15 protein-coding genes and 1 riboswitch are annotated in these 17190 nt (G+C 45.0%); of the genes, 6 read left to right on the top strand and 9 right to left on the bottom strand.

The genetic code is table 11. From position 1 onward, the window contains the following. Positions 1–127: 127 nt before the first annotated feature. Genes UJ203_RS13690 through UJ203_RS13680 form a run of 3 tightly spaced genes read right to left on the bottom strand, consistent with a single transcriptional unit; the run spans position 128 to position 3002 of the window. Positions 128–937: an ABC transporter ATP-binding protein gene (locus UJ203_RS13690; protein WP_024122821.1), complete on the bottom strand. Its 810-nt coding sequence runs from the start codon at positions 935–937 to the stop codon at positions 128–130. A gap of 14 nt (positions 938–951) precedes the next feature. Further along, on the bottom strand, positions 952–1962 hold the full coding sequence (locus UJ203_RS13685) for an iron ABC transporter permease (RefSeq protein ID WP_322011591.1): 1011 nt from the start codon (positions 1960–1962) through the stop codon (positions 952–954). After that, positions 1962–3002 (bottom strand): FecCD family ABC transporter permease, encoded by a 1041-nt coding sequence (locus UJ203_RS13680; protein WP_415859192.1) that lies wholly within the window; start codon positions 3000–3002, stop codon positions 1962–1964. The genes UJ203_RS13685 and UJ203_RS13680 overlap by 1 nt, the downstream gene beginning before the upstream one ends. 212 nt (positions 3003–3214) lie before the next feature. Here UJ203_RS13680 and UJ203_RS13675 point away from each other — a divergent pair, with 212 nt between their 5' ends. Then, positions 3215–4162 (top strand): iron-hydroxamate ABC transporter substrate-binding protein, encoded by a 948-nt coding sequence (locus UJ203_RS13675; protein ID WP_322011587.1) that lies wholly within the window; start codon positions 3215–3217, stop codon positions 4160–4162. Positions 4163–4498: 336 nt separating this feature from the next. On the opposite strand, the gene UJ203_RS13670 is transcribed toward UJ203_RS13675, so the two are convergent. After that, on the bottom strand, positions 4499–5908 hold the full coding sequence (locus UJ203_RS13670) for an amino acid permease (protein ID WP_103671332.1): 1410 nt from the start codon (positions 5906–5908) through the stop codon (positions 4499–4501). Positions 5909–6012: 104 nt separating this feature from the next. Then, a riboswitch (Lysine riboswitch) is annotated at positions 6013–6192 on the bottom strand. A gap of 116 nt (positions 6193–6308) precedes the next feature. After that, positions 6309–6449 carry a small acid-soluble spore protein SspJ gene (gene sspJ / locus UJ203_RS13665; RefSeq protein WP_010331863.1) on the bottom strand — a complete coding sequence of 47 codons (141 nt, stop codon included), beginning with the start codon at positions 6447–6449 and terminating at the stop codon, positions 6309–6311. A 166-nt stretch (positions 6450–6615) separates the two neighbouring features. Between sspJ and UJ203_RS13660 the strand changes: the two genes are divergently transcribed. Beyond that, positions 6616–7098 carry a metal-dependent hydrolase gene (locus tag UJ203_RS13660; protein WP_322011583.1) on the top strand — a complete coding sequence of 161 codons (483 nt, stop codon included), beginning with the start codon at positions 6616–6618 and terminating at the stop codon, positions 7096–7098. A 101-nt stretch (positions 7099–7199) separates the two neighbouring features. After that, the gene (locus tag UJ203_RS13655; protein ID WP_322011581.1) at positions 7200–9056 is read left to right on the top strand and encodes an LTA synthase family protein; all 1857 of its coding nucleotides are present in this window, start codon (positions 7200–7202) and stop codon (positions 9054–9056) included. A 26-nt stretch (positions 9057–9082) separates the two neighbouring features. Here UJ203_RS13655 and UJ203_RS13650 read toward each other — a convergent pair whose 3' ends face one another. After that, entirely contained in the window at positions 9083–10009 is a 927-nt protein-coding gene (locus UJ203_RS13650) for a substrate-binding domain-containing protein (protein ID WP_322011885.1), read from the bottom strand. 110 nt (positions 10010–10119) lie between these two features. Here UJ203_RS13650 and modA point away from each other — a divergent pair, with 110 nt between their 5' ends. Both modA and modB read left to right on the top strand, forming a co-directional pair. Continuing rightward, positions 10120–10902 (top strand): molybdate ABC transporter substrate-binding protein, encoded by a 783-nt coding sequence (gene modA, locus UJ203_RS13645; RefSeq protein WP_322011579.1) that lies wholly within the window; start codon positions 10120–10122, stop codon positions 10900–10902. Continuing rightward, entirely contained in the window at positions 10874–11566 is a 693-nt protein-coding gene (gene modB, locus UJ203_RS13640; RefSeq protein WP_322011577.1) for a molybdate ABC transporter permease subunit, read from the top strand. The genes modA and modB overlap by 29 nt, the downstream gene beginning before the upstream one ends. A 34-nt stretch (positions 11567–11600) precedes the next feature. Here the strand turns inward: modB and pgoN are convergent, their stop codons facing one another. Continuing rightward, positions 11601–12431: a glyoxal/methylglyoxal reductase gene (gene pgoN / locus UJ203_RS13635; RefSeq protein ID WP_044159103.1), complete on the bottom strand. Its 831-nt coding sequence runs from the start codon at positions 12429–12431 to the stop codon at positions 11601–11603. Positions 12432–12675: 244 nt separating this feature from the next. On the opposite strand from pgoN, the gene yvgO reads away from it, so the two are divergent. After that, complete coding sequence (gene yvgO, locus UJ203_RS13630) at positions 12676–13161, top strand: stress response protein YvgO (protein ID WP_024122833.1); 486 nt, start codon at positions 12676–12678, stop codon at positions 13159–13161. A gap of 46 nt (positions 13162–13207) precedes the next feature. Here yvgO and UJ203_RS13625 read toward each other — a convergent pair whose 3' ends face one another. Both UJ203_RS13625 and cysI read right to left on the bottom strand, forming a co-directional pair. Then, complete coding sequence (locus UJ203_RS13625; RefSeq protein WP_322011574.1) at positions 13208–15220, bottom strand: Na+/H+ antiporter; 2013 nt, start codon at positions 15218–15220, stop codon at positions 13208–13210. Between the two features lie 251 nt (positions 15221–15471). After that, positions 15472–17190: an assimilatory sulfite reductase (NADPH) hemoprotein subunit gene (gene cysI, locus UJ203_RS13620; protein WP_044159104.1), complete on the bottom strand. Its 1719-nt coding sequence runs from the start codon at positions 17188–17190 to the stop codon at positions 15472–15474.

The following is a 17190-nucleotide window of genomic DNA, read 5'->3' as shown; positions in this document are numbered from 1 at the left end:
TCTAACCAATATTATCTATTAATTCAAATAGACTTTCAATCTTTTTCTTCAAAATCTGGAATTAGCAAGGGAAATTATATTTTTATGGTTAAAAATAAAAAATCCCGGCGTCATACCGGGATTTTTCTTACACAGAAACAAGCTGTTTTTCAGTTTTAATCAGGTCATAAGTTAAGCATACTGGTTTATTTGTACGAGGATCAGTGACGATTTCGGCATCAATCTGGAATACCCGCTTCAAAATATCCGGCGTCATGACCTCCAGTGCGGTCCCTTCCTTGATGACCGTGCCTTTTTTGAGCGCAATCATATAATGGGAAAAACGGGCCGCGTGATTCAGATCATGAATCACCATTAAAATCGTCCGCCCCTGTTCCTTATTCAGTCTGTCAAGCAGCTGCAGGATTTCGAGCTGATGTGCGAGATCGAGATATGTTGTTGGCTCGTCAAGCAAAAGCAGCTCTGTCCCTTGTGCAAGCGCCATCGCAATCCACACGCGCTGACGCTGTCCGCCTGACAACGCCTCAATCGGACGCTCATGGTATTCCGCCATGCCGGTTTCTTCGAGGGCCCATTTGATGATGCGGCGGTCTTCATCATTTAATCTGCCGAAGCCTGATTGATGCGGAAATCTGCCGTATGACACCAATTCGTACACCGTTAATCCGCTCGGAGCCTCAGGCGTCTGCGGCAGAATGGCCATATCCTTCGCAATGTCCTTAGTAGACATTTTATGAATCGCATTGCCGTTTAAGTAAACGGCACCTTGATGCGAGCGCATAATTCTGGACATCGTTTTTAATATCGTTGACTTTCCGCAGCCATTCGGCCCAATTAAGGTTGTTATTTTTCCTTTAGGAATGGATATATTTAAATCTTCTACAATCAGCCTGTCGCCATAACCGATCCCAAGCTGTTCCGTTGATAATGAATTCAAGTTCGGTCCCCTCCTCAATTCGATTTCATCAATAAATAAATAAAGTAAGGCGCACCTAAAACGGAGATGACAAGTCCGACCGGAATTTCTGACGGTGCCAATACATTTCTCGCCAGCGTATCAGCCAGCAGAAACAGAAACGCGCCGATAAAGGCGGAAACCGGTATAAGCGTCTGGTGGCGGGGACCGGTAAGCCTTCTTGCCACATGCGGTGCGATTAATCCGAGGAACGCGATGCCTCCTGCAGCTGCGACACAGGATGCGGCAAGAGCGACCGCTGCCAGAAGGAGAATCCGCCTTTCCTTTTCAACAGCAGTGCCAAGTCCGGTCGCTAATTGGTCTCCCAGCTGTAAAATGTTCAAATAGCGTGCTTTATATAAAGTAAAAGGAAGCAAGATCACAATCCAGGGGAGTACCGCCCAGATCATGTTCCAATTGGCCCCCCATATCGAGCCTGATATCCAAACCGCAGCCTGCATAAAGTCATGCGGGTCCATTTTGAGCTGAAAAATAAGCAAAAGGGCATTAAATCCGGCATTCACACCGATTCCGACTAGGATCAGCCGAATCGGAGTCACACCTTTTTTCCAAGCCAGAAGATAAATGAGAAACGCGGCGAGGAACGCGCCTGCCAAAGCGCTGAACGGCAGCATAAACGTTCCTAAAAAGCCGAGATCTGATGCTGATCCTTGAAAAAAGTAAATAAAGAGCACAACGGCAAGCGAACCCCCGGCGTTAATCCCGAGAATACCCGGTTCAGCCAAATCATTTTGAGACACGCTTTGCAAAATGGCTCCGGCAACAGCGATACCCGCCCCAACAAGCAACGACAACATTATTCGCGGCAGCCTGAACTCAAATAAGACAAGCTCATCCCGCGCCGTCCCTTGGCCGAAAAAGACATTGAGCGTTTGCAATGGGGCAATTTTAATGACACCCATATTCAGACTGATAAAAAAGACAAGCACGATCAGCAGAAGAGTCACTGCTATCACAACAAGAGGTTTTTTCGTTTTCGTTTTCATTACAGCCCTCTCCTTTCACGACGTGCCAAATAAAAGAAAAAGGGAACACCGATGAGGGAGGTCAGCGCGCCGACAGGTGTTTCAAACGGCGCGTTCACGAGTCTGGCCGCAATGTCAGCAAAAACAAGCAAAACAGCGCCAAGCACCGCCGAGCAAGGAATGATCCACCGATAATCAACCCCTACCAAAAACCTTGTGATATGAGGAATGATCAGTCCGATAAACGCGATAGTGCCGGCAATAGAAACAGCAGCTCCCGTCAACACCACAACGACAAGCATGCCAACCAGTTTCACCGCTGATGTATACTGCCCAAGCCCCTTCGCCAGATCGTCACCGAGGCTTAACACCGTCACAGACCTGGCAATGATAAACGCAAACGTCAAACCGACAGCTCCTGCAATAACCAGCAGCTGAACGCCTGACCATTTCACACCCGCTACCCCGCCTGCGTACCAAAAGCTGACATCCTGTGCTACATCAAAACGGAGCGCAATTGCGGTTGAAATGCCCGTAAAGAAATAACTGACGGCCGTTCCGGCAAGAGCAAGCTTTACAGGCGTGAGACCGCCCCTGGAAAACATGCCGATGCCCAATACCGTCGATGCCCCCAGTCCCGCGCCCGCAAAGGACCACAGCACAAGCCCGAAGGCAGAAAGTCCTGGAAAAAAAGCAAACGCAATCGAAATAGCAAAAGCAGAGCCCGATGTTATCCCCATAATAGAAGGCTCCGCCAATGGGTTTCTCGTCATGCCCTGCATGATCGCCCCAGACACGGCTAACAATGCGCCGACAAGCGCGGCAGCAGCCGTTCTTGGCAGCCGAAGATCGTGTATGATTTGGTGTGAGGTTTCATTTGGCTGGAAATGAAAGATGGCGTCCCACACAGTCCGTAAATGGATATCCGCAGCACCGAGAGAAATGGACAGCATCGCGCCGAAGCATAGTAAGCATACCCCCGCAACAAGCACAATGACCGCATCAAACGACCGGGATGTCCATTGAATTTCTTCATCTGATATCATCTGTTTATTTTTCATGTGACTCAACAGCCGTACTTCCTTTCGATAATGATAATGATTATCAATTGCTGTTTCAGTATATCACTTTTTTCCGCTGATTTAATAGAGCGTTTTAAACAAAAATGAGAATATAATTGCAAAAATATCGTGTCAACTGGCTCTTGCGATGGTATAATCACATTGATAATGATTCTCTTTATCACCTATTTTCCAGAAAGAAGGTATGAGATATGACCCATATATATAAGAAACTCGGAGCCGCATTTTTTGCCCTGCTATTGATTGCAGCGCTGGCAGCCTGCGGAAATCACTCAGAAAGCAAAGGCTCTTCCTCTGGTTCAAAAGACGAAGAAACCGTTACATACAAGGCTGAAAACGGAAATGTGAAAATCCCTAAACATCCTAAACGGGTGGTTGTCATGGCTGACGGCTACTACGGAGACTTCAAAACACTGGGCATCAACGTCGTCGGTGCACCTGAAAATGTATTTAAAAACCCTTACTACAAAGGTAAAACCGACGGTGTCACAAATATCGGAGACGGCACTTCTGTTGAAAAAGTGATTGATTTAAAGCCTGACCTGATCATCGTTTGGACTACACAAGACGCCGATATTAAAAAGCTCGAAAAAATCGCGCCGACTGTTGCGGTGAAATACGATAAGTTCGATAACATCGAACAGCTGAAAGAATTCGCAAAAATGACAGGAACGGAAGATAAAGCGGAGAAGTGGCTTGCCGAGTGGGACAAAAAAGTCGCGGCAGCCAAAACAAAAATTCAAAAAGTCATCGGTGACAAAACGGTTTCCATTATGCAAACAAACGGCAAAAACATTTATGTGTTCGGTAAAGATTTCGGAAGAGGCGGAAGCATCGTTTACAAAGATCTTGGTTTACAGGCCACAAAGCTGACAAAGGAAAAAGCCATTGACCAAGGCCCAGGGTATACCAGCATTTCTTTAGAAAAGCTCCCTGACTTCGCCGGAGATTACATTTTCGCGGGTCCATGGCAATCAGGCGGAGACGATGGCGGCGTATTTGACAGTTCTATTTGGAAAAACCTCGATGCTGTTAAAAATGATCATGTCTATAAAATTGACCCGATCGGCTTCTATTTCTCAGACCCGATTTCACTAGAAGGACAGCTGAAGTTTATCACGAAAAGCTTAACAAAATAAACAAAGAGCCGCACTGATCTGCGGCTCTTTTCTATATTGCAAAGAATCCGACAGGACGGAGCAACCCATATTGAACCACATGCATATTTTCTTTCTCAATTCATATTAAGCTGCATCATCATCGCCATTAGTTTTTTCAACGGTCTTTATATCGGAAACCCTTTTTCTCATGTGCTTCTCGTTTTTATCCTAGTGCTGGCTTTGTTTCATTTTCTGGAGAAACTGAAACAGCGTTTTTTGCATATTCGAATGTCTCTAAAGATATTTCTATCACTGGCAGCGTTCCTGTCCGCTATTTTGTGTATGCGACTTATAACAGGAGAAATATCTTTTTTTTTATGCTTGTTTTTCTTTCGAGAATTTCTTAATCACAAACGGATAAATCACCAGACCGACAAAGAACAAACCGATGCCGAGAATAAATGTCGTTAAATCCGCTGTGCCTGTTACGATAACAAACAATGAGTATACACACGCTAAAATCGCGATCAATCCGTCTTTTACCCGGGAACCTTTCAGCTGATCATACGTTTCGCCTTTTATAACAAGCTTCAGGCTGTAAATCGCAGACACTAAATACGGAATTAAATACGCAAGGGTCGCCGCTGTCGTTAAAAACGTAAATGCGTCACTTATTGTCCGGGAAATAACAGAGAATATGAAGACCTGTGACATCACATTTGTAATGATCAAAGAAATAACCGGGCTTCCTTTTTTATTTGTTTTCGCAAAGACCGCCGGAAAATCTCCTGCTTTAGCAGCTTGGTACGGAACCTCAGAGCCAAGCAAAATCCAGCCGAGCATCGTTCCGAATAAGCAAAGAATCGCCAGTAGCGCCATAATCACGCTTCCTGCGTTTCCGACAATCGCATACAGCACATCAACGAACGGTTTTTCAGATCCGACAAGCTTATCGTGCGGCAGAACCCCCATTGTGATCAATGTGACAATAATGTAAATGCTTAACGCGATCAACAAACCTGTGATGGTCGCACGTTTCACATCACGCTGAGTACGCGCGCGTCCAGACAAGATCACTGCTGATTCAATTCCGACAAACGCCCATAGAGTAGAAATGGCGGCGTTGTGAACCTGTCCGCCGATGCCAATGCTTGTGCCGTTCTCACCTTGAATCGGAAAATAAAAATGATCGAATAATGTCGTTTGAAACACAAACAATCCGGCAATGATAAAGAAAACAAAACCTAATACTTTTGAAAACGTTGTGATAAAGTTTAATTTACTTGCACCGTTAATGCTTGCAACAAGAATCGTGTGCGTTCCCCAGAGCAAAATCGTACATACAGCAAACGTCAGCAATTGGCCGAGTGTCACCTCTTGGCTGCCGACAGCAAACAGTACACGTTTATCAACTAAAATCGGGAAAAACGAAGTCAAATAACCGGCAAGACTTGTGATAATCGCCACGTTACTGATCCAGCTCGCCACCCAGTAGCCCCACACCATTGTGAATCCGGCAGCGTTCCCTTTCTTCGGATCAGAAAACAGCGCTCTCGCATAACTTTGCGGCCCCGCTGTCAGCTCAGGCTTTCGAATGGACAAGTGCCCGAAGACAAGCGCAATCATCAGCACGCCCGCACCTGTCAAAAGCCAGGCGGACGTAGCGCCAAGCGGACTTGCAATCGATGCAAGCGAACTCGGCAGGGAGAAAATCCCCGATCCAACCATATTTCCAACGACAAACGCCGTTAATAACCAAAAACCCCATTTTTTTGTCTGTTCCATTCCAGTACCTCCAATGATTCTTTGTACGGACCAGAACCCGAGATCATGTAAACACAAAAAAAGCCTGAACAAAAGTCCATGCTTAAAGAAACACACACCCTTGATCTCCGGATAGCCCTCCGCGAAAAAGCACGCGGCAGTCCTGCACTTATTCAGATACAGTCCCAGCATAGAGAAGGATCGGCTTTCTCCACACTTCGGCGCTGATGCCTTTTACACATGTTTAACAGCTCCTGTCAGCCTGACATGTGTGACTCATCATCCGCGCAACCTCTACCTCACTGAGAAAGAGTGAGGATTTATTTATTCAGTTACTCCCAGAAGGTTATCAAAGAAAGAATGATCTGTCAAAGGGAACAGATGGAAAATACGGATAGAGCCAAGCCCTATCCGCATGCGGTTAGCGATTATTTTTCTTTTTTTGCACAGCTTCTTGAAGCGGATCATCTTTAAGAGCTGAACCGGCATCCTCAAGAGCTCCTTGGATTACGTTTTTTTCTTTTTCAGAACGTTTACCTTTATCTTTATTAAAGAAAGCCATTCGTATCACCTCTTTTAGAAAATAGGTACATCTTTAAGATGCCTTTTTCTCAGGAAATTATGCGGCTCATTTTTTTATCGGCCAAAGTTCTGTTGCTCAAACATACATTCTCTTGATATATTTGTAATTCAGAGATTTTTGTAAAAGATAAAGGAGAAGCGGGGAAATGACAGGAAAAACACACATCATGGGAGGCATCGCTTCTTGTACCGCAGCGGCTTATTATTATGGATTTGACCCAGTACTCATGGCGGCGTCCGGCGCAGTTGGCGCATTAATTCCCGACATCTGCCACACGCAGAGTAAAATCGGAAGAAGATATCCTATCTTATCGAAAATTGTCAGTTCTGTATTTGGCCACCGCACCTTTACACACAGCCTGCTGTTTCTGCTCATCATGTTTTTTATCACAGCCACATATATTCCGGATAATAACATATCAGCAGGGCTGATGATCGGAATGGCAAGCCACTTGGTTCTGGATGCCTGGACAGTGAATGGCATCAAATTGTTATTCCCTTCAACCATTCGCATACGGCTGCCGCTGTATATGAAGACAGGCAGTTTTTCCGAACAGCTTGTGTTGGCCGGTCTGACAATAGCATCATGCTATTATTTTTATATGCTGTTCCATGGGCGTATGTTTTAAACACGAGTGCTGAAGCTTGTCTAAGAAGACTGTTTTTAGTAGGTTTTACATAAGAAGCATCTCATGCAGATGTTCAAGAAAACGTGAGGAGTTATCAATTGATGAAAGGAACCTTTTTTCACAATCAGCGTTTTTTAAGTTTATCCATCTTATTCATGTGGATCAAAACTTATGTGATCTATAAACTGGGTTTTGATTTGCAGATCGATTCTCTATTGCAGGAGCAGATTCTGCTGATCAATCCGCTTAGCTTCATACTCCCTCTATTTGGGATTGGACTGCTTTTAAAAGGCAGCAAGCAGCGCATCTTTTTGCTGATTGCCAATTTGGTTCTGACTGCCATTTTGATCTCCAACACGATTTTTTACGGCTTTTATATCGATTTTATTACCATCCCGGTTTTGTTTCAGGCCAGCAACATGAGCGATATGGGCAGCAGTGTAAAAGAACTGTTCAATCCTTTGTTCATCGCTCTGTTTGCGGATTTGGCTTTTCTTCTGCTGCTCTCCAGAAAAGAGAAGAGTCCCGAGTCAAAAGCGAACCCCCGTACGGTCAAGCGGTACTATGCCGCTTCCTGCGGGATTCTTATATGTACGCTGGGGCTTGCAGAAATTGAACAGCCGAAGCTATTGGCACATTCCTTCGACCGGGAAGTGCTTGTCAAAAGCATTGGCCTGTTTCAGTTCCACATCTACGATACCATTTCTCAGACTGTCAATATGAGTGCGAAGGCATTTGCCGATGAAGACAGCCTCTCTACAATCAAAAACTACACTGAGGCTGACTACAGCAAGCCTGATCAAAGCAAGTTCGGACTGGCAAAGGGACGGAATGTGATTTTTGTGACACTTGAATCGACTCAAAGCTTTGTTCTGAATGAAAAGGTAAACGGAAAAGAAATTACCCCGTTTATGAATGATCTGATGAAAAAAAGCTATTCCTTTGATCATTTTTACCAGCAAACAGAGCAAGGCAAAACGTCTGATTCGGAATTTATCGTCGCTAACTCTCTATATCCTTCCCTAAGCGGCGCCGTCTTTTTTACGAAAAGTGACCATCAATTTCATACGATGTACAAATCACTCAAGCAGAATGATTATTATTCAGCCGTCTTTCACGCCAATCATAAAACATTTTGGAACAGAGATGTGATGTATAAAACGTTTGGGATTGACCGCTTTTTTGATGTCGATGAGTTCCATGTGACTCCTGAAACCTCAACAAGCTGGGGATTAAAGGATAAGGAATTTCTGGAACAGTCAGCTGCTAAACTGAAAAGCCTGCCGCAGCCGTTCTACAGCAATTTCATCACATTGACGAACCATTTTCCGTTTGAAATTGATGAAAAGGATCAGCTGATTGATGAATATGATTCGAGCAGCGACCTGTTAAACCGCTATGTGACGACGGTTCGCTATGAGGATGAAGCACTGAAGCATTTTATCAAAAAGCTCAAGGATGAAGGCTTATACGAAAACTCGATGATTGTCTTTATGGGAGATCATTACGGCATATCAGAAGCCCATAATAAAGCCCTGGCTGAGTTTTTAGGAAAAAGTGAAATTACGCCATATGACACCGTCCAGCTTCAGCGGGTGCCGTTTATCATTCATATTCCTGGAATCACTGATCAAAACCCGGAAACAATCTCCGATGCCGGAGGACAGGTTGACGTCAGGCCGACTCTGATGCACCTGCTCGGAATTGATACAAAAGGTGATATTCAGTTTGGCAATGATTTGCTGTCAAACAACCGAACGCCATTTGCTGTGCTGAGAAACGGCAGCTTTATCACGAACGACTATGTATATACGAAAAACACATGCTACAGCCAAAAAACAGGTGAAGTGTTAGAAAACCAAGATGCGTGCGCTCCCTATAAAGAAAAAGCAAATGAAGAGCTGTCTCTCTCTGATAAAATGCTAAACGGAGACCTTCTGCGTTTTTATGGTCAATAAAAAAATCCCTCTACGAGGGATTTTTTTCATGTTTCGTATATCACTTTACCTGTCAGCTTCGTTTGATAGCCATTAAGATGAGACAGGTTGGCCTTATATTCTTCCGATTTCAAGATGCTCTTTACAGCTTCAAGCAGCTGCTGGTGTTTTTTCAAAATGACAATGTCGTATTGTTCCTCGATAAGCGGGATAAAATCAACGCTTCCCATATGTGCCGCGTGCTGCGCCCCGATTCCCGCGTCTGCCTGTCCGCTCGAGACTTGGGAGGCAACAGCATAATGATCAGTCACAATGTCACTGTAGCCCTTGACATCTGAAGGTGTCACACCAAGCAGACCAAGCTGTTCGTCAAGCAGCACTCTTGCGCCCGATCCTTTTTCTCTGTTGATGATGCGGATGTCGGTTCGTTTCAGGTCATCCCAGCCTTGTATGTTTTTCGGATTTCCTTTTTGAACGTATAAGCCGGCTTTGCGAAGGACAACATTCATCTGACAAAACGGTTCGCCTGACAGAATGCGTTTCACATAAGGCGTATTATATTGAGCGGTTTCCGCATCGTACAGATGCAGGCTGACAATGTCGCATTTGCCTTGGTACATGTCAATGAGGCTGTTTAAGCTGCCTTTGTATTGGCGGAGCGGCGTCTCTTGAATGGCATTTTCCAAATGCTTGCTGAGCAGATCCATCGATAGATCCTGTCCGCTGATGACGACATTCCGCCTTCCCTCCGGCATCGGCTCCTGTGCCTTTCTCGGCTCTTCGGGTGAAGACACAGGCTGAGACATTCTCATGTTCGCCTTATATTGCTTTAAATCTGCTTCATCGACACGCATCTGCCTTCCGACACGGTAAGCAGGGATCATGCCTTTTTTAATCAAATCATAAACGGTCAGCTTTGATACCTTCAGCAGACCAGCAACTTCTTCTATCGTATAGGAAGAGGTTTCATTCATCATCATCACTCTCCTATTTCATTATACCTTTTCGGAGAATGTAAAAAAACCCACATAACCCAAACATAATCAGTTATAATTAGATATAACTAATTATAAGGGGTGCAATCATGTTTAAGAAGTATTCCGTTCTGACCACAGCATTAACTGTTTTTCTGCTTGCAGCAGGCTGCTCTGCCAGCCAATCATCAAGTGACAATGAGAAAAAAGTGACCTTAACTGTCTCAGCAGCTGCCAGTGCCCAGGATGCACTCGAGGAAATTCAAAAGAATTACGAGAAAACCCATCACAATATTACGATCCAAGATAACTTTGGCTCATCAGGTGCCTTGCAAAAGCAAATTTCTCAAGGAGCCGGGGCCGATCTGTTCTTCTCAGCCGCTGAGGACAAATTCCAAAAGCTTGTAGATGATGGGGATATCGCTAAAAAAGACAGCACTCATTTAGTCGGAAATGAAATTGTGCTCGTTGTGCCTAAGGATGGTGATTCACCGGTCACAGGCTTCGACAATCTGACTGATTCAGAAAAAATCGCTCTCGGGACTCCAGAATCTGTACCGGCAGGAGCTTATGGAAAAGAATCACTGACAAAGCTGTCTCTATGGGACAAAGTAAAAGATAAGATCGTGTACGGAAAAGACGTTCGCCAGGTTCTTTCATATGTAGAAACAGGCAATGTAGACGCAGGTGTCGTTTATAAAACAGACGCGCTGATCTCTAAGAAAGTCAAAATCGTTGACGAGGCAAAAGCTGATACACACAGCCCGATCGTTTATCCGTTAGGAATTGTAAAAGATACGAAACACCATAAGGAAGCGAAGGAATTTTACGATTACCTGCAAACAGATGAAGCGATGAAAGTGTTTGAGAAATATGGTTTTACTGCTGAATAACATCAGCACTTCAGAATTTTTCACGCCGGTTATGCTTTCCTTTCAAGTGGCGGCGGTCGCCGGAATCGCGGTGATCATTCTCGGAACTTTGACAGGGGCATGGATGTCACGAGCGTCATTTTTCGGAAAAACCGTACTCGAAACGATTTTTATGCTTCCTCTCGTTCTTCCGCCCACCGTTGTCGGTTTTATTTTGATCGTCATGTTTGGAAAGCACAGCTTCATCGGACAAGCGATCGAATGGATCTTTCACCAGCCCGTGATCTTCACCTGGTGGGCTGCTGTGATTGCTTCTGCTATCGTGGCTTTTCCGCTTATGTATCAATCGGCCAAAACCGGATTTTCCGATATTGACCCCGATATAGAGGGAGCGGCAATGGTAGACGGAGCAAGCAGATGGAAGGTGTTTATCCATATCTCCATTCCACTGGCGTATCCATCGTTGCTGACCGGAAGCATTCTCAGTCTGGCGCGGGCGCTCGGTGAATTCGGCGCCACCTTAATGTTTGCCGGGAATATCCCGGGTGTTACCCAAACACTGCCGACAGCCATTTATGTCGCTTTGGATTCCGGCAACAACGCACTTGCATGGGCGTGGGTCGTCTGTATCATCGTCATTTCTTTTCTGATGCTTTTTTTGATTCAACTGAAAAAAACGCACTAAAAAAACTCCCCGTGTGTAGACGGGGAGTTTTTGATTAAAACAGAAGCTCATCGGGGTTTGGACCGACACGTTCATCTTGATTTAACGCATCAATCTTGTCCATGTCTTCTTGAGACAATTCGAAATCAAAAATATCAGCATTTTCGATAATACGGTGTTCTTTAATCGATTTTGGAATCGTTACAACTTCATGCTGAAGATCCCAGCGCAAAATCACTTGTGCTACAGATTTATTATATTTTTCAGCGATCTGTGTCAGCACTTCGTTATCAAGCAGCTGGCCCTGCATAAGCGGAGACCATGCTTCCAGCTGGATGCCTTGCTTTTTGCAGTAGTCTCTTAATTCTTTTTGCGTCAAACGAGGGTGAAATTCAACTTGGTTCACCATCGGTTTGATTTCAGCATCTTTCAAAAGCTCTTCTAAATGATGAACTTGGAAGTTGCTGACGCCGATCGCGCGGATTTTGCCGTCTTTGTACAGCTTTTCAAGCGCGCGCCATGTATCTTTATACTTATCCTTGCCAGGCCAGTGGATTAAATATAAGTCTAAATAATCAAGCTGAAGTCTTTCCAGGCTTTTTTCAAAGGCAGCAAGCGTTGTGTCGTAACCCTGATCTTCATTCCATACTTTTGATGTAATGAAGAGCTCTTCTCTTGCAACACCGGATTCTTTAATGCCGATGCCTACACCTTCTTCATTTTTATAGACAGCCGCTGTATCAATGCTGCGATAGCCATTTTTAATCGCAGCTTTAACCGATTCAGTCGCTTCACTTCCGTTTTCTACTTTAAAAACACCAAGACCGAACCAAGGCATTTCAACTCCGTTATGTAGCTTTACAGTATCTTTTAAACTTGTTGCCACTTGAACATCCACCCTTTCATCGAAATGTAAGCGTCTATATTATCTCACATTCCTCTCAGCAGATACCAATAATACGCTTAATAGCCTCTTTTTGCTTCTTTTTTCATACGGACGTTTTTTATTTCATAGTAAACAATGCGCATTTGTACTATTTTTTTCCTATTTTATCAATTATAAGATTATTTAGACAGTGAGCAGGGTAAGCGAATACTGTAGCCCACAAAAACATAGAGGAGGAAACAAATTGAAACGTATTCGTATCCCAATGACTCTTGCACTTGGCGCCGCTTTGACAATTGCCCCTTTGTCCCTTGCCTCTGCTGAGGAAAATCCCGCACCGAAGATCTCACAGAAAACAACAGCCGGAACAGCTGCCGCAGAAGTCGGTTTAAACGTCAACCTTGATTTGCTTGGGATTGCCAACCAAATCTCAGATGCCATTAAATCAGCCCAGAACAGGGACGGTTTTGTGAAAAATCTCATGGAGTCTTCCTTCTATGCATCCGGCCAAAAATACAACGTCATGGTTTTTAACTTAAGTCAGGAATATGAAGATCACTTAAATGGTGTTCAGTTTTACGGCTCGGCCGTTTATGACGGCATTACGTACGGCATTTGGGTATTTGAAGACGGAAGCTTCACAAACAAAGGAGACGGCGGCTGGATCAACTGGGCCTTCAGAGGCTGGTTCGACCGAAACGACAACACTGTCGAATTCCATCGCCCCTAACCTATAGAAAAAAGCTGGCGTCCGATGCCAGCTTTTTTTCTTGGAATTATTCGCCGCCTTCTAGCATTGCGGCTTCCACATCATTAATATATTGGCGAAGCTCATGAGAGATGTCCCGAGAAATTTCCCGCTCCTCAAAGAGCGTCTGAATCTCATTTCTGATCGCCTGCACAGCCTTCAGCTTCACTTCCAGCTTCTGATTTTCAAAATGGGCGTTCGATTTATGTTCGTGATGGCTGTGCTCCAATCTGAAAATTAATTGTTTATAAAACGAGATGACAGATAAAAATACTTCCTTATGTTCTTCCGGTATATGCTTTTCCAAATGTCCTATCGCAGCTTTAGCCGTTTTAACCCTAGTTGCTCTCATTAATCCCTCTTCGTTTAAAATCGACATCTCCGGCTTTTTATGTTCTCCGAAGAAAATCCAATACATCAGACGTTTCAGCCTTGTTTTTGATAAACCGACTTTAAACGGGTTGGCATACAAAATTTCCAATTCATTAAACCGTTCTTGCAGAGCGTTTGCCGTTTCTTCCGGGATGTCTCCCCGCTCCAGCAGTTTCATCAGTTCTTCCTGCTCGGCTTTAATCCCTTGAGCGCGGACTTTCCGTTCATACTTTTTTATGCGGGTTGACGTTGTATATTGCTGAAAACGAAGGTTTTTCATTTTCTCATTGTATTCGGCAATGACCGCAAGAGACGCCGTTTTGTTTGTATCATTCATGTCTTCTTTAATCGTTTTGAGAGCCGTTTTAATCAGTTTGCGTCTCGCCGTCAGCAGCTTCTTATTTTTTTCTTCGTCATCTTCTTCTTTTTCAGTCAGAAGCGGAAGCACGAAGGTGGCAATAACAAGCGTGCATAAAATGACGCCTGCGGCTAAAAAGAGAATCAGATTTCTTTCCGGAAACGGTGTGCCATCCTCCAGGAAATATGGGATGGAGAATGAACCTGCAAGCGTAACCGCTCCCCGCACACCTGAAATGGAAATTAACAATGTAGAACGAAGTCCCGGCTTATAAATGGTTTGATCTTTATTAAAGAACCACTTGCCGTTCCAGAAGAACAGCACCCACAGAAATCTAAGAAGCATTAACGTAAATGTAATGACCAGAATATAGCCGATCACTTTCATGTTGCTGATCGCTGTATCGTTAAAAATCACCGAAATGACATCCGGAATCTGTGTGCCAAGGATGACAAAGACAAGACCGTTCAAAATAAATAAAATAATGTTCCACGTACTCGATGAGACGATTTGCAGCTTCACCATCGTCGATTCGAGACGGTCCTGTTCAACCGCATGCGTAATACCGCCCGCCACAACGGCTAAAATGCCGGAAACACCGATTTCCTCCGCTGCCAAATAAATCACAAAAGGCGTCAGAATTTGAATCAGCATGTGCATCGTGACATCCTGCATGCCAAGACGGCGCAGGAATAGACGAAAGCGGATAATCAAGAACGAAATGACAACCCCGCACAAAAGGCCGCCAGCAGAAATAAACACAAAGCTGACAGCTGCTTGCGCCAGTGAAAATGCCCCGGTAACCGCTGCGGCAATCGCAAATTTAAAGGCGACCAGACCTGATGCATCATTCATCAGCCCTTCCCCTTCAAGCAGGCGCAGAATTCCTTTCGGCATCTTCACCCTTCCTGATAATGCGCTGACAGCGACAACATCAGTCGGTGAAAGAATGGCTGCCAGTCCAAAGGCCGCTGCCAGCGGAATATCAGGAATCATCCAATGGATCGTGTATCCTCCTACAATCACAGTCGCAAATACAAGGCCAAGTGCAAGCAATAAAATTGGAGCTCTTAAATTCCAAAGCTCCGCCCGAGGCGTCCTCTTTCCATCATTAAATAGAAGAGGCGCAATAAACAAGACGAAAAACAATTCCGTGTTTAATTCAAAATGAAGCCCCTGTGGAAATGAGGCGGCAATAATCCCAAGCGCCACCTGAATCAGAGGCACTGGAATAAACGGGATAAACCGATTGACAATGTTAGAAATCGCAATAATAGCCAGTAAAACAAGGACGACTAAAAATATGTCCAAATGCATAACCTCCTTAATCTGCTGCGTATCTGCATGATGAGTTGATAAATTTTTGTCCGAAGAGGCTGAGGCTTGCAAAAGATAAAGGATGGCCTTACATCCAATACTGGATTCCGCAGGAGTCTCCTCCACACTAGTCTTCTTTTATAGTACCCTTTTTAGGGTATTTTTTCTCATGATATGCTCATGGTGAACTTTTTTGCCGCAAAGCAAAATCAAAAAGAGACAGGGCAATTCCCCTGTCTCTCATCTCAATTATGAAAATTCATCCCGTCAGTTGTCGCTTTAATGATACCGGCGCGAATGACGAAATCACCGAAGTGCTCACCTTCCTCGCGTTCTTTCGCATAGCGGGAAAGCAGGACGCGCAGCTCGCTCAAAATGTCTTCTTCTCCGATATTTTCGCGGTACATTTTGCTTAAGCGGCTGCCGTCAAACGCAGCGCCTAGATACATATTATATTTCCCAGGCGCCTTTCCGATAAATCCGATCTCTCCGAGCGCATGGCGGGCGCACCCGTTCGGGCAACCTGTCATGCGAATGGTAATTTCCTCATCACGAAGACCGTTTTCGTCAATAATCTCATCCACTTTATCTAAAAGGGACGGCAAATAACGTTCTGCTTCAGCCATCGCCAATCCGCAGGTCGGAAGAGCAACACACGCCATAGAGCTGCGGCGCAGCGCTGTATAATGCTTTCCGTCAGTTAACCCGTATTGATCGATTAATGCGTTGATTTCATCCTTTTTCTCGCTTGGAACATTACCGATAATCAAGTTCTGATTGGCTGTCAGACGGAAATCGCCTGTATGAACTTTAGCAATTTCACGCAAGCCTGTCATCAGCTTATAATCTTCGTAATCCGTCACACGGCCGCCTTCGACAAACAGCGTAAAATGCCATTTATCCTCAATGCCTTCCACCCATCCGTAGCGGTCGCCGTTATGATCAAAATGGTACGGCTTCGCTTCTTCCAGGCTCCAGCCGAGACGGTTTTCCAATTCCTCTTTCACTGTTTCCAAACCGAGGCGGTCAACTGTGTATTTGAAACGGGCATTTTTACGGACGGAACGGTTTCCGTAGTCACGCTGAATCGTAATTGTTTTTTCAGCAACGTCATACATCTGTTCAGGGCGGCAGAATCCAATTACCTTGGCTAACTGCGGATATGTCGCTTTGTCGCCGTGCGTCATTCCCATACCGCCGCCAATTGCCACGTTAAAACCGATGAGCTTGCCATCTTCCACAATCGCAATGAATCCGAGATCCTGCGAAAAGACGTCAATGTCATTTGACGGCGGAACCGCAATACCGATTTTGAATTTCCGCGGCAGGTAAAGCGGCCCGTACATCGGCTCGACTTCTTCTGCGTCAGGCGTGCCGGCCACTCTTTCCTCATCAAGCCAAATTTCATGATACGCTCTTGTTCGAGGCAGGAGATCATCACTTAATTTTTTGGACCATTCGTATACTTCAGAATGGATTTCAGACTGGTAAGGATTCGATGCGCACATCACATTACGGTTTACGTCTCCGCAAGCCGCGATTGTATCCAGAAGAGCCGAATGGATCGTCTGAATGGTTTTTTTCATGTTCCATTTTAAAATCCCGTGCATCTGGAACGTTTCACGCGTCGTCAGCTTTAGGGTGCCGTTACCGTATTTCTGCGAAAGATCATCCATCACGAGCCATTGCTCAGGCGTCGATACGCCGCCCGGCATACGGACGCGCAGCATGAACTGATAAGCCGGTTCAAGCTTTTGCTTTTGGCGTTCATTGCGGAGATCGCGGTCATCCTGCAAATAACTGCCGTGGTGTTTCATCAGGCGGTTGTCATCATCCGGAATTCCCGCACTGATCCGATCCAGCATCACTTCTTTTAATGTGCCGCGCAAATAATCGCTTTCTTCTTTAATGCGCTCGACGTCACTTGGAGAGCCGTCCGGTGCTTTTAAGATTTTGGTCACCAT

The organism is Bacillus sp. V26 (genome assembly GCF_034296245.1).
Classification (GTDB): Bacteria; Bacillota; Bacilli; order Bacillales; family Bacillaceae; genus Bacillus; species Bacillus halotolerans.
The sequence above is the reverse complement of the archived record's forward strand: the minus strand, read 5'-3'. Positions and strand labels throughout refer to the sequence as shown.